This is a genomic window from Bacteroides sp. 41_26 (assembly GCF_949740115.1).
Lineage (GTDB): Bacteria > Bacteroidota > Bacteroidia > Bacteroidales > Bacteroidaceae > Bacteroides > Bacteroides nordii.
Map to the genome: position 1 here is coordinate 1 of NZ_CATJGZ010000061.1, position 13,957 is coordinate 13,957.

Genomic DNA, 13,957 nt, shown 5'->3' on the forward strand with positions numbered 1-13,957 from the left:
CCATAGATAACGCGAATGACCGCGGGCTACTGCCGACCAGTTATTACGACGTTGTATGGATACACAAGCGTATCCCATTGCTTTATTTCCTTCAGGATCCTGTTCCGGACTAAATCCTTTAGCAGTAAATAGATTTCTGAAGGATTCTTCTTGTTTGTTGCATTTATACGGTGCTTCTGTAAGGCGTAAATAGGCATTGGCCATATCTGTGTCGATATCTTGTTTTCTGTCAGGGGAGCCTGCCAGAGCCATTAGAATATAATGCTCGGGAATTAACTCTCCTTTCCCATTGGGATGACGCCCGGACATTGAGAGAGGGAAACTACGTTTGTTACAATAGAAACGCATGGTGAGAAGTACCTCTTTTACTGTCTGATGAGCTAATTCTGATACTGCAAAATTGGTATGACTTAATAGGTAAATCATGTTGGTAGCTCCGGTAAGACCACCTGTTGCATAGGCCGGATAATTGTTACAATGGTGATAGGCGGAACCGTCTGCTTTGAAGGCATCATTCAACCCTTCAGCCGGTAGACAACCATTATTGAGCCATCGTGAGTAGGATTTCAGATACTGTACTTTCTCAGGAGTATCTTCCATGAACAGGATGCTGGCGATGCGTCCGGTACTGAGTGTATTAAAGAAATCAATATCGATACCTGCTGTTTTCGGTTTATTATATACATCGTTTACAGTCGAATACCAAAGCATTGCCTTTTCTGCTTCTTCTTGTTTTCCTATTTCCCGGAATACCTCTTTCATCAGAAAATAGGCTGTAAAGAAAGGACGGAAACTATAACCGTAATGGGTGATATTACCCAGACAACTGCCATATGCTATCCCCTGATCGGTAATATGATCATACATTGTAATAAACATTTGCTTGAGCGCGTCTTTGTCTTGAGGATTTATTGCATTGTTATATGCCACGGCGATTCTGTTCATCAAACTAAAGAAATTGCTAACCTCCATGTTATTAGCGGCTATTATATTTCCTTTCCAATCCGGCAGAATGCGTTCGTAAGCTTCGGCTGCACGTCCGTAAAAAAGAGGAAGTCCGGAAACTTTGCCATCTTTGTATGTTATACCATAGGAGTCATATGCTTTGCGCAGGTTGGCTATCGTCTGAGGAGTAACCTCACTTGGAGGACAGATTATTTCCCGCAGACGATTTTCTATTACTTTTATTTCCTTATGTTGCAGGTTACTAACCGTCTTTTCCAGTGGGATATCCGGAGTTAATTGAGAATATTTTAATGCAAATAACCAATGATTACCGGTTTCTTTGTTAACAAACGGCACTTGTAAATCGGCAGTTTGATAACGATGATCCATTTTAGCGGCTGTGAGCAAATGATCAATGAATATTTCGCCCGGAACATCGGGAGCGGTAATGCGTATTTTGTTCATTCCCTCTTCGGGGGTCCCTTGCATATCCCGTTCATAAGATACCCAGGCAGCCCGCCATCCATGGAAATTCAATCCGAAAGGGAACGAAGTACATACTTTTCCATCTTTCAGAAATTCGAATTGCATAGTTTGGGCTATTGGCTTTTCATTGTATATCCATACCACAAAGACTGACAGGTATTTATCAACTCCTGTCGGATCTTTCTTTTCGAATTTCAGATCTTTATCAATGGTGATACTGCTCCCTGGCTGGAATTTCCATTGCAGGGAGTGCGTACCGTCTTTATAATGTTGGTCGGAGATGGATAGACCGGAGTTTGTACCGGAAATAAATGAAGGTACTTCTGCCGATTCGAAAGACAGAAGCCTGTCATGTTTAACTATTTGTGCTGAAAGCAGGATAGGTGTAACCGCCATTATGGTAGCACAGATACCATTTCTGATAGATTTGTATTTTGTCATATGAATTGTGTATTAAAAATAAGATCTTTATTTCTTTACTTCTTCTAATAAAGCAGATAACTCTTGCACTATTTTGGGATGTTCGTTTGCCACATTCTGTCTTTCGGAAGGATCAGATGACAGATTGTATAGTTGAGCACGTTTATCATTGCCTAATTCCATTTTTGTCCAGTACTCGATAGCCGGTCCATCACTGGGTTCAATGTATTTCCATTGTCCCTTGATGATAGCAAGTGTATTATTCAGGTTTTGCTGTACAACGTAGTCACGGTTAGCAGCTTCTTTACCTAATAACACTCTTAAATGTTCCTGACTATCAGGAGCAGCCCCCTTTCGCAAAGGCTGTTTCAGTAAAGAAGCAAGAGAGGCATAAACGTCTATTTGGGAGAAAAGGGCTTGTTGTTTACTTGGTTTGATGCCTGCCGGCCAGCGAACGATGAATGGAATGCGTGTACCAGCTTCATAAGCACTGTATTTGCCACCTCTGTAAATCCCCATAGGGGTATGGCCGTTCAGCATTTCAAGAGCCTGGTCTTGATAACCGTCATCAATGACGGGACCATTATCGCTTGTGAAAATTAGCATTGTGTTGTCTGTAAGGTTCAGGCTGTCCAATGTATTCATGATTTCACCGATTGTCCAGTCCAATTGCAGAATAACATCACCGCGGGTACCTAATCCGCTTTTACCTGCAAAACGAGGGTGTGGAATGCGGGGAACATGTACATCCTGTGTTCCCATATACAGGAAGAACGGTTCGTCTTTATGTTGTGAAATGAAGTTTTTAGCTTTGTTGGTAATGATGTCGGCAATATCTTCGTCTTTCCAGAGAGCCGATTTTCCTCCTGTCATCCATCCGATGCGGGGAATACCATTAATAATTGTATTGTTGTGCCCTTGGCTGGGTTTGAGTGTAACCAACTCTGGATTTTCTTCACCTGTAGGCCAGTTACCCACTTTATGATTATAGCTGACTGTAATCGGGTCGTTCGGGTCGAGTCCTACTACCCGCCCATTCTCTACGAACACACAAGGTACACGATCTACGGTAGCAGGAATTACAAATTCGTAATCAAAACCGATGTCTTGTGCATTGGGTGATATCTGTTTATTGAAGTTGGTTCCTCCTTTGGGACCTAGTCCGAGATGCCATTTCCCTATTACACCGGTAGTATATCCTGCATCTTTCATCATGTCGGCCATCGTGACACAAGTAGTATCAATAATTAATTCGGAGTTTCCCGGAGCAATTCCTGTGTTTTCTTGTCGCCAGGGATACATGCCTGTTAATAGTCCGAACCGGGAAGGAGTACTGGTGGCGGAAGTTGCATAGGCATTGGTGAACTGTACACCTTGTCCTGCCAGCCGGTCAATGTTAGGGGTACTAACTTTGGTTGCTCCGTAACAACTAAGATCACCAATGCCAAGATCGTCAGCAAAAATATAGATAATATTAGGTTTTTGTTGCTTGTTATTTCCAGTTTCTTTTTGGGCACTGACTCCACAACTCGTTATCAAAGTGATACCGGAAAGTAGAGGTAAAGTATACAATACCTGTTTCATGGTTTTTATTGTTTAAGGATTTCTACAGTGCAAAGATAGTCCTCATGAAACAAGATAGTGGATAATGTTGTACGGATAAAGGCAAGAAAAGTACATAATGGGGAGTGATAAGCGATTAGGGATGGGTGATTAGTGGTTAGTGATTAGTGATAAGTGATTAGTAGGCTGCGCAATTTTCCTGTATGGTACTAATCACTTATCACTAATCACTAATCATTAACCACTAATCACTCTTCTTCTTCGTCGTCTTCTCCTTCTTCTCCTTTTCGATAATTCATCGGACTGACGTGATATACATCTTTAAAACATTTACTGAAATATCGCGATGAAGAGAACCCTACTTTATCCGAAATTTCTGTAATGTTCAACTCTGGATTGTTCCGTAACATAACGGCACCTTTTTTCAGACGGATGGTAAGTATGAAATCATTGGGAGTTTGTCCGGTTACGGCTTTTAGCTTACTGAACAGGTTGGTACGTGCCATTCCCATTTCACGGGCAAAGGTATTGACATTGAAAGTTGAATCATCCAGATACTTTTCTATAATTTCCATAGCACGGTCCAACATCTCCTTATCCATAGGATTTGTGGCCAGAATCTGTGCAAATGCCTGAGGCTGTTTTGTAAACTTCTCCTGCAACTGAATACGAGAATTGACAAGATTATTGCAACGTGAAACTAATATGTTGATATTGAATGGTTTTGTGATATAATCATCAGCTCCAAGACGTAATCCTTCTACAGTATGTTCTACGGCAGTTCTTGCTGTAAGTAAAACGACCGGGATATGGCAGGTATTAAACTCGCCTTTGATCTGTTTGCACAATTCCGTTCCGGACATACGAGGCATGACTACATCACTTAACACGATACCTGGCATTTCCTTCTGTACCAGTTCCAATGCTTCTACGCCATCCGATGCAGTAATAACCTGATAGAAAGTTCGGAAGAGTTCTGCCAGCATTTCACGAATAGATGCATCATCTTCCACAATCAGCATTTTAATATCTGATGGGTGAGTCGGAACGATGTCGTTGTCTAAAGCTGCTTCTGCCATTACAGCGGCAGTACCTGGCTGTACGGGTTCCTGCTGTTGTATGATCTCTTCTTTCAGGGAAATCTGCTCTTGTTCAAAGTGCCCGTTGCCTAATTTTAATGTGATAATAAAGCTACTGCCTTTACCTTTTTCACTTTCTACGGATATTGTACCGTGATGTAACTCAATGATACCTTTGGTTAATGCCAGTCCTATTCCGGTTCCGGCACCTACTGCTAAAGTGTCAAGCTGCTCAGTCTGATAGAAGCGGTCGAATATTTTATCTATCTCGGCAGCATCAATACCCGAACCTGTATCTTGTATTATGATGACAGCATTGCCGTTTTGTTTTTTTACACAGATAGAGATCGTGTCTTCTTCCTTAGTATGCTTTAATGCGTTGGAGAGTAAATTGTTGATGACTTTTTGCATCTGCTTCTGGTCATACCATACTTCAATGTCTTCCTCCTCTTTTTTAAATTTGAAGTTGATTTTTTTGCTGCTGGCATACTCTAAAAATAATAAGTAGTTTTCATAAAGGAAAGTAACCAGATTATGCCTGCTTACTTTAATCTTCATATGTCCCTGTTCCTGTTTACGGAAATCCAGTAACTCTCCGATTAACTCGCGCAATTGCATACTGCTTTTGTAAATCCTTAAAATTTTATTATACACAGTTGGAGTAAATGTCTGTATTTGTAACAGCGTTTCTATCTGCCCCACAATAAGTGTAAGTGGTGTACGGAATTCATGAGAAATATTAGTGAAGAATCTTAGTTTGGACTGATTTAATGATTCCAGATCTTCAATATGTTTCTGTTCGTATTTGAGAGATTCACGCAAACGGATTCTCGATTTATAAACCCGGATAAGATATAATAGCAGACTACCTGTTAACACAACATAAATAAGGTACGCCCACCAAGTCTTATACCATGGTGGAAGAATATGAATTTTTAGCCGGATTGCTTTGATATCTTCCCGCTGGGTCTTTACTATAAAAGTATACGTACCGGGATTCAGGTTGGTGTATGTGATGAAGTTTTGACCGCGTTGTACACTGTTCCATTCATTGGAAAATCCTTCGAGACGATAAAGTATTTTATCCCGGTTGGCAGGAATATAGTTCGAGGTGGCATATTCGATACTAAACATATTCTGATTCGCCTGTAGGGTAATCTCGGGAGTATAAGATAAAGAGTATTGCAAGATACCGGTTTCGTCATCCGGAGCAATCTCTTTTCCGTTGACGACGAGACGTGACAGGAGGATATTGTATGATTTTGGGGTAAAAAACAGAGCTTTTTCGTGAAAGGATATCATTCCCTGTACACCACCCAGGAATACTTCTCCGTCACGGGTGATATACAGTGCATTCTCATTCACAGCAGTTAAAGGAAATCCGTTTTCAATGCTGTAATTGTGGAATCTTCGGTTAGGAACATCAAACTGGGAGAATCCTTGATTAGTAATGAGCAGCAGGCAGTTTTTTTCAAAAGACGATTCATGTATTTCGTAGATACAATCACTGGAGAGGCCGTTTTTCTGCATATCGAAATTCTCAAAACTATCTGTTTCCTTGTGATACAGATCGAGCCCGCTGCCTGATGTAGAAAACCATAAGTTGCCCTGGCTGTCCTGCATGATACTGTTTACATTGTTGTTACTGATACTGTTTGTATGATTGTCGACATCGTTCGGAATTGTTGGGTCATGTCGGTAATTGGTCAGTTTATCTGTATCAAACCGATAGGAATAAACGCCTTCGCCTGTTGCAGCAATCCAAAGTGTACTGTCTCTATCAACAAATAAATCGGCCACCATTTTTATAGCCTGTCCTTCTCTGGTATCTTTGAAGAGTTGCTGGCAGGTTTCTGTTTCCGGATCAAATAGGCATACCCCGTTTTGTGTACCCACAATGAGCTGATCATGGAAAGGAGTTATATCCCGGATGATGTCTGAGGGTAATGAGTGGGGATCATCTTCTTTCATTCTGTAATGAGTGAAGCGGTTCGTACGTAAATCCAGTTTATTAAGTCCGCCTAAGTGGGTTCCGAACCACATTCTTTCACCCTTTTGATCATAATAGATCGCTTTTACGTTATTATGCGAAATACTGTTGCGTCCCTCTTCGTGGCGTAACCATCGGAAAGTCCCTTCTTTTCGGTAATAGACATTTACTCCACCTCCTTCTGTACATATCCATAAATTTCCATCCTTATCTTCTATCATACGTCCGATGATAGAACTACTTAGGCCATCCCGTTCTGTATCGGAAGCTTTGTATCGGGTATAAATTTCGTATTCCGGATTGAAATAATTTACTCCTCCGAAATAGGTACCGAGCCACAAGGTACCCTGGGCGTCCTTTACAATGCACCAGATAGAAGAGTGCGTGAGGCTTTCTGTTTCATGGCCTGCTGTATAAACGTCAAAACGGCCATTCTTCTTTTGATAACGATTCAGCCCATTAAATGTACCGATCCAAATATTTCCATTGTTATCCTCACAACAATCTCTGACAAAATCAGAAGAAACACTATTTGGATTTAACGGGTCGTGACGCATATTGTGTATTGTTCCCCCTCTGTCGATGTGATATAATCCGTATTCCCAGCTTCCGATCCATAGCTCTTTTGAAGAATCCTGGTAAATACTTGTTATATTTCCCTTTTCAATGGGGTGGGTAAGTGTTTTGTTTTTGTCTAGTTTGTAAACGCCGCTGTTTTCGGTTCCCATCCATAGATTACCTTTATCGTCAAGATGGAGGCAAACGATAGAAATATCTTTTCCTGCCAAGTGGTAAGTAAGATCAAAGTTCCGTGTCTCCTTATTGAATACATATACTTCATCCTTTTTACCGATAAAAAGACGTTCGTTAAAATAAATACTTGTGACTTTTCCTTGCAATAAAGTGGTAAACTTTTGGGTGGTAAGGTCGAACTCGGCTACACCTTCCGTACATAGCACATAGACTTTTCCTTTCTGATCTCCTGTAATACGAAGAATGGTATTACAGAACAAACTGTTAGGATTGTTTTTCTGTAGTTTGAATGTTTTTATATTATTACCATTGTAACGGTTCAGCCCTTCACGTGTGCCTATCCAGATTCCCCCTTCTTCGTCTACATAGAGACTGTTCACAGAAAACTGAGATAACCCGTCATCAGTAGTCAGATGACTGAAAGTTATGTTTTGTTTCTGAGCAAGAACGGTGACTGTATTAAGTATAACTAAGAATAAAAGGATGAATTTTTTCACTTTTTGCCGGGTTTAAGGTGAAACTAACCACAAATATATTACTTTTGTTTGACTTATAGAAATACATGAAGCTATGAAAGTAAAAAAAATTAGTGTAGCCAACGTGGAAGTCAGTTCACTTCCTAAATTGCTGGATGAAGAAAAGATTGGATTCCAGCCTATTAATCAAGTGAATTGGACAGAATATCCTTATTGTCCGAAAGTAGAATTTCGGGTAGCTCATACAGAGAGTGCCATTTTGCTGCATTTTAAAGTAACAGAGGCCAGCGTGCGTGCCCGCTATGGCGAAGATAACGGTTCGGTGTGGACTGATTCCTGTGTGGAGTTCTTTTCTATTCCTGCCGGCGACGGAATCTACTATAATATTGAATGTAATTGTATTGGGACTGTTTTGATAGGGGCCGGTCCACAACGTAACAACCGTGAACATGCGCCGGTAGATGTAACGGCTCAGGTACAGCGTTGGTCAAGTCTCGGACGTGTACCTTTTGAAGAGCGGGTAGGAGAAATAACCTGGGAGGTTGCCTTGGTTATTCCTTATACTGCATTTTTTAAACATCAGTTAACCTCACTGGATGGTAAAACAATAAAGGCGAACTTCTACAAATGTGGTGACGAACTTCAAACTCCGCATTTCCTTTCCTGGAATCCTATCGAGATAGAGAAACCAGATTTTCATCGTCCCGATTTCTTCGGTACATTGGAAATGGAATAAACAAGAGTGTTTATCTTCTTCCACCTGTTTTGAACGAAACGGCTAATTCCCTTAAAGTTCATAACAGGTGGAATTTTTTTTGTTCTGCATTTATTTATTCTTCTGAAACTGCTGATGGTATCCACATAGCATATAATCTAAAATATAAAAATAGTATATTATTATGTCTATAAATGCATGCATTTAATATGTTGTTTATTAATGTGATATGGATATTGGTATGCTCTTGCTGTATTTATAACATCCGGATGTTATAATGGGAAACATCTGGATGTTCTAATATTCCGCTCCTTGAGTTCTTTTTATATCAAAGTTACTGTTTGTATGTATACAAGTGTACTGTTAGTGGTAGGAAATATAGTATAGGTTGGATCTCTTTATATAGGGAGAAACATTTATAGATTTGTATTGAGAAATATAACCGAACAGTGATAAGAAAAAATATATATAAGAATTTATTTTATATTGTTGACTATTAGAATATAATAATGAGAATTTTCTTACATTGTTGTAATAAAAAAAACTATATTTGAGAATTGTTAGAGTGGAAAGTACTTACTTCTTATTATTGATGTTTAATTTAAAATTGAATATTATGAGGTGTTCATTTTATCTTTTAATGTTGTGTACAGTTTGCTTGGTGAGTTGTGCTACTGGAAAACAAATGGTTTCCAGTGTAGTTCGTAATGCAGAAACAGGAGATGCTGTGAAAGAAAAAAGCATATATGTACCAAAGGGTACAGTCTGCATTATACATAATTCTAATTTTAAGGAGGATAGTAATGGAGAAATTCTATACTCTATGTTATTAAACGCTTCTGATCGTAAGAAAAAAGGTAGTTATGTTATTTCAATAGAAAATGGATCTTTGTCTCATCGCTTATTGAACGAGCTGGAAAAATATATCGATGAACAGAGAAACAGAGACTGTTCTTCGATTTATACAAGAAAAAACACCAACAATAAAGATAGTTTGTTATTGGCTATAGCTGAAAAATATCAGCCTGATATGGTTATTATGTTGGCTGATATGAAAACTGTAATGCATGTTGGCGGTAAGAAAGTAACCGATGACGGCTCTTTGAATGATCCTATTACTTCTTATTCTGGTTTTGAGGTTAATAATGTAGGTCAGACATATACTTTTCCAAAGGGTGAGCAAGACTTATTTGTAAGTACGAATGTTGTATTGGAATGGTATATATATGATTCAAGTTCACACAAGACGATTCGGCTAGATCAGAATTTAGATAATTTATGTAAAGAATATTATGCCCATGGATTTGCATATAAAGAGATTGATGATCTCACAACAGTTGTTTTGAAAGAAGTAATGAAGGAGTTTACTAAAATATTACGTATGAAATGAGTCACAAATTGATTAAGAAGAAGATGCATCCGACTTTTATGTTGATAAACAATTAGAGTATGTAAGCATCTTCTTTTTTTCTGATTAAAAGAGACGGACGATTGTGATTATCCCTCTTTCTTTTAGCTCTGTTAATATTTGGGCCTCTTTACTGCTGCGGGCTCTGGATCTGTGAGCAAGGCTATAAACCCGCCAGGGAGTAGTATTAAATGTAGCTGCGATGTTAATATACTCCTTTCTGTTGCTCGAAAATAAAAAACTACCAAACCATGTTATCATAACTCCTGTCTGTTTTGCTTTTTTGTTAATAATATTATTTTCAGGTTATAGTTCTGTTACTTTGTAGGTAACAGAAAAAAGGTAAAACAGGAGCTCTAAAGCGTTTTGAGTAGCCGTTTTTTAAATTATTTATCATTTGCATAGAAGTAGATGCAATAGTAATGTAGTCCATATTTATTCGGATAGATATGGTGATGTTATTCTTTTACATTATAAGGTTGTTTTATGAGTAGTTTGGGTGAAATGTTCCTCTATTCTTAATTTTTGATTTATATTTCCTTGTTTTGATAAAAAAATAGGAGGATTATTTTGTTCATAGGAAAAATATTTTAATCTTTGTACCAATATATATATTCTGTTACCTACAAAGTAATAAGGTCAGCAGTTCATGGATTGAGGTGTATTACTGACGAAATGATTTTCCTGTTTGCTGCATCTATTTTTTCAATATTGAAGGGCTTCAAATAAGTCTCCGTAACTGTAATTGATGAATGTCCCATTGCTTCTGAAATAATTCCGGGATGGATTTCATTATAATAAGCCAGGGTAGCCCATGTGTGCCTTGCGGTATATGAACTCAGGCGTGTCCTGAGCCGAAGCACTTCTGTTAGAAGAGAAAGCTGCTGATTGAATGTGCGTAGTGTCCATTGATATTCATGGTAAGCCTCTGTTGTACCTTCTTTATGGGTCAGAAATGGAAACAGGTAAGGGGAATGTGGATTTGTATCCATATATTCCTCCAGAATACTTAATGCTTCCTGAGGTATTTTTACGGTTAGTTGTTTACCCGTTTTGCGGCGACGGTAGGTGATGATGTTGCCATTTAAGTCTTTTTTGTGTAAGTTCACCAAATCTACAAAAGGTAAGCCACGCAGCATAAACATAAGAATGAATAAACCGTGCGTACGGGAAAGGTGGTGGGGTGTTTCATCTGTATTCCAGCTATGAAGTATTCGGGACATATCTTTGATATTCAATGCTTTCTTTCTGTCTGCCCGTGTTCCTGTATAAACCTGCTTGAACAAGCGCGGAACGTAGGGAGCCAGATGCTTATCGACAGCACGGTTGTAGGTGGCCCGTAATGCCCGTAGATACGTGGACACTGTATTCCAGCTTCTTTGTTTTTGCCTTAAATATGATTCAAAGCCTTTCAATAATTCCGGTGTAATTTTTTTGAAAGGTATTGTGTTGCTATGGCAAAATCCTATAAAACTATTTAAACTGCTTTTGTATATATGCGCGGTCCCGTGATTATTATTCTTCTCAAAGTTATAGATTACAGAGCGCATGAAAAATACGAAATCTTTTTGTTTCATTCTTTTTGATTATTAGTTTATAAATGATCAGTGAAATATCTCTTCTGTTCTTCTTTTAAATCTATCTGTATATATTTACATATTACATAGATAAAAGAGTGTAGAGAACAAATTCAGATGAAAGTTATTCTTATTTTTCAGACTCCTTAGCTAACGAAGAAGGCTTGTTAACTTTTATTTGATATAATATATCTGCATTAGAGAGGAAAGTGGAGGAATTCTGATGGAGGATCTTATGGTGGTAAGTTTATATGGATGATTGGTGATTAAAAGAAGAAGGTTCTGTCTACCCTTTTAAGGGCAAACAGAACCTTCTTCTTTTAAGTATATTTTTCAGGCTTATTTTACAATACCTCGTTCCGATCCTTTCACGAAGCTAACGATGTTTTCGATTTCTTCGCTCATTGGTACCTGATCTATGATTTTCTGTACAGCATCAGTCAGGCTGAAATTACCTTGGTAAATCAAACGGTAGGCATTGGCAATATGGCGTAAAATTCTCTCCGAAGTATTGTGGTGTTGAGTCAGTACAACAGCATTCACCCCATGATAAGTAGTTGGATTACCTGACATAATAATATATGGAGGAACATCTTTTGAGATGCGGCATCCGCTTTGGATCAATGTCCAGCTACCTACATGACAATACTGATGGAGGATAACGTTACCACTTAGGATAGCACAATCGTCAAGTGTACATTCGCCGGCTATTGTTGTTGCAATTCCTGCTACGCAATGGTTGCCTATCTGAACATCGTGACAGATGTGAACCTTATCCATGAGGAAGTTCTCATTTCCAATTTTTGTAGCATTGCCTGCAAAGGTTGCACGGCTGATTACTACATTTTCACGGATATGATTGTTGTCACCAATAATCAGATTGGTTTCTTCTCCCGTATAGTGGAAGTCCTGAGGTTCTGCACCGAGTACTGCATGGTGGTGTATCTTATTACCTTTACCCATACGTGTTCCTTTCAGAACACTGGCGTAGGCCATGATTACACAGTCGTCCCCGATTTCGACATCTTTTTCGATATAGGCAAAAGGTTCGATAGTGACATTTTTTCCAATTTTTGCCTCGGGGTCTACATAAGCTAACGGACTAATCATATTATTTACGATTTAATTATTAACGATTTACGATTGAGGAAACGTTTCCTCAATCTTCTCTTCCACCACCCAATGCACGATACAGGCTTACTATAGCCTGCATGCTGTCGAAGCTGTCAGATACCTGCGACAAACGTGCGCTAAGCAGTGATTGCTCTGCTGACAGTACTTCAAGATAAGTAGACGTGCCTAATTTAAACAATTCTTTTGTATATTCAGCACCTTTCTCTGCAGATTCTACCTGAAATTTACGTGCAGAGGTTTTTTCGGCTGTTGTTTGATACAAAGAAAGGGCATTACTAACTTCGCTTCCGGCATTCAGCAGAGATTGCTGAAAAGCAAGTTTTGCTTCTTCCTGTTGTGCTTTGGCTATTTTCAAACGGGCAATATTACTACCACGATAGAATAGAGGCTGTGTCAGTGAACCAAGAGCTGAAGCAAGAAGTTTACCCGGATTGACAATCATACTCCCCGCACTGTTAGTCCAACCGGCAGAACCGCTGATTGTAATTTGCGGATAGAAAGCAGCACGAGCTGAATTGGTGTTATAGTAAGTATTGGCCAATGCCATTTCAGCAGCTTTCACATCGGGGCGGTTCGATAATAACTGGAGAGGTATTCCTACTGAAAATTCAGAAGGCAGTTGCTGTTCTTCAAGTGTACTGCGTTTGACGGTTTGCGGAGCTTGTCTGAGCAGCATACAAAGTGCATTCTCTGTTTCACGAATGCTCTGACGGATAGCAGGAAGGGATGCCAATACTTGTGCATAAGCCGTTTCGCTTTGTGAAACAGCAGCGGCATTGGTCATTGCTGCATCTTTCATGGCACGCATTGTTTCTACATTGCGCTTCATGATGTCGGCTGTTTGTTCGGAGATGTCCATCTGACGGTCGAGCATTAGCAATGTATAGTACGTATTGGCGATACCGGCTATAATTTGTGTCTGTACAGCCTGGCGGTAAGCCTTGGTTTGTAATAGGGTAGCTTGTGCACCACGTTTGGCATTCAGCAATTTTCCAAACAAGTCAATTTCCCAGCTGGCTGTTACCGGCAGCGAATACGTCTTGGTGGCAGCACTTTTATCAAAGCTGCTGATTGTTCCCTGTGGCGACAGTGCTAACGAAGGAGCATAAGCCAGACGTGAAGTCATTAGCGCATTTTTTGCTTCTTCTACTTTCAGGATGGCTGTCTGGAGGTCGGTATTATTGGCTAACCCTTGCTCGATAAGTGTTTGCAACTGAGGGTCAGTAAACACTTCTCTCCAAGGCAGATTGCCGAAGTTGGCAGTATCTGAGGCCAGTGTATCACCGGTAGCTACCGTGTCGCGATACAAACCGGCAGTCAGTATGTCTTCGGGCCTGTCATACGATTTATAGATGTGGCAGCTGCTCAGAAGAGCAGTTGCACACAACATATATATAATTTGTTTCTTCAT

8 protein-coding genes are annotated in these 13,957 nt (G+C 39.5%); 2 read left to right on the plus strand and 6 right to left on the minus strand.

Annotated elements, in window-relative coordinates:
• The 3 genes from QX565_RS07425 to QX565_RS07435 form a co-directional block, all read right to left on the minus strand.
• On the minus strand, positions 1 to 1,872 hold a 1,872-nt coding region (locus QX565_RS07425), incomplete at its 3' end, for a chondroitinase family polysaccharide lyase (protein ID WP_502874517.1).
• A gap of 27 nt (positions 1,873 to 1,899) precedes the next feature.
• Complete coding sequence (locus QX565_RS07430; protein WP_289292215.1) at positions 1,900 to 3,435, minus strand: sulfatase family protein; 1,536 nt, start codon at positions 3,433 to 3,435, stop codon at positions 1,900 to 1,902.
• A gap of 227 nt (positions 3,436 to 3,662) precedes the next feature.
• Complete coding sequence (locus QX565_RS07435; RefSeq protein WP_289292217.1) at positions 3,663 to 7,733, minus strand: hybrid sensor histidine kinase/response regulator transcription factor; 4,071 nt, start codon at positions 7,731 to 7,733, stop codon at positions 3,663 to 3,665.
• 73 nt (positions 7,734 to 7,806) lie between these two features.
• Here QX565_RS07435 and QX565_RS07440 point away from each other — a divergent pair, with 73 nt between their 5' ends.
• On the plus strand, positions 7,807 to 8,448 hold the full coding sequence (locus QX565_RS07440) for a carbohydrate-binding family 9-like protein (protein WP_221650625.1): 642 nt from the start codon (positions 7,807 to 7,809) through the stop codon (positions 8,446 to 8,448).
• A 595-nt stretch (positions 8,449 to 9,043) separates the two neighbouring features.
• Complete coding sequence (locus QX565_RS07445; RefSeq protein WP_221650626.1) at positions 9,044 to 9,817, plus strand: hypothetical protein; 774 nt, start codon at positions 9,044 to 9,046, stop codon at positions 9,815 to 9,817.
• A 665-nt stretch (positions 9,818 to 10,482) separates the two neighbouring features.
• Here QX565_RS07445 and QX565_RS07450 read toward each other — a convergent pair.
• From QX565_RS07450 to QX565_RS07460, 3 genes are all read right to left on the minus strand, one after another.
• Positions 10,483 to 11,412, minus strand: a complete 930-nt coding sequence (locus QX565_RS07450; RefSeq protein WP_289292222.1) for a tyrosine-type recombinase/integrase — start codon at positions 11,410 to 11,412, stop codon at positions 10,483 to 10,485.
• A gap of 339 nt (positions 11,413 to 11,751) precedes the next feature.
• Positions 11,752 to 12,522, minus strand: coding sequence for an acyl-ACP--UDP-N-acetylglucosamine O-acyltransferase (gene lpxA, locus QX565_RS07455; protein ID WP_221650628.1), 771 nt, complete (start codon positions 12,520 to 12,522; stop codon positions 11,752 to 11,754).
• Between the two features lie 49 nt (positions 12,523 to 12,571).
• Positions 12,572 to 13,957 carry an efflux transporter outer membrane subunit gene (locus tag QX565_RS07460; protein WP_221650629.1) on the minus strand — a complete coding sequence of 462 codons (1,386 nt, stop codon included), beginning with the start codon at positions 13,955 to 13,957 and terminating at the stop codon, positions 12,572 to 12,574.

Bases quoted from the DNA above. Each gene is read 5' to 3' on its own strand.
- QX565_RS07450 (WP_289292222.1), bottom strand. From the start codon at position 11,412: ATGAAACAAAAAGATTTCGTATTTTTCATGCGCTCTGTAATCTATAAC.
- lpxA (WP_221650628.1), bottom strand. From the start codon at position 12,522: ATGATTAGTCCGTTAGCTTATGTAGACCCCGAGGCAAAAATTGGAAAA.
- QX565_RS07440 (WP_221650625.1), top strand. From the start codon at position 7,807: ATGAAAGTAAAAAAAATTAGTGTAGCCAACGTGGAAGTCAGTTCACTT.
- QX565_RS07445 (WP_221650626.1), top strand. From the start codon at position 9,044: ATGAGGTGTTCATTTTATCTTTTAATGTTGTGTACAGTTTGCTTGGTG.
- QX565_RS07430 (WP_289292215.1), bottom strand. From the start codon at position 3,435: ATGAAACAGGTATTGTATACTTTACCTCTACTTTCCGGTATCACTTTG.
- QX565_RS07460 (WP_221650629.1), bottom strand. From the start codon at position 13,957: ATGAAGAAACAAATTATATATATGTTGTGTGCAACTGCTCTTCTGAGC.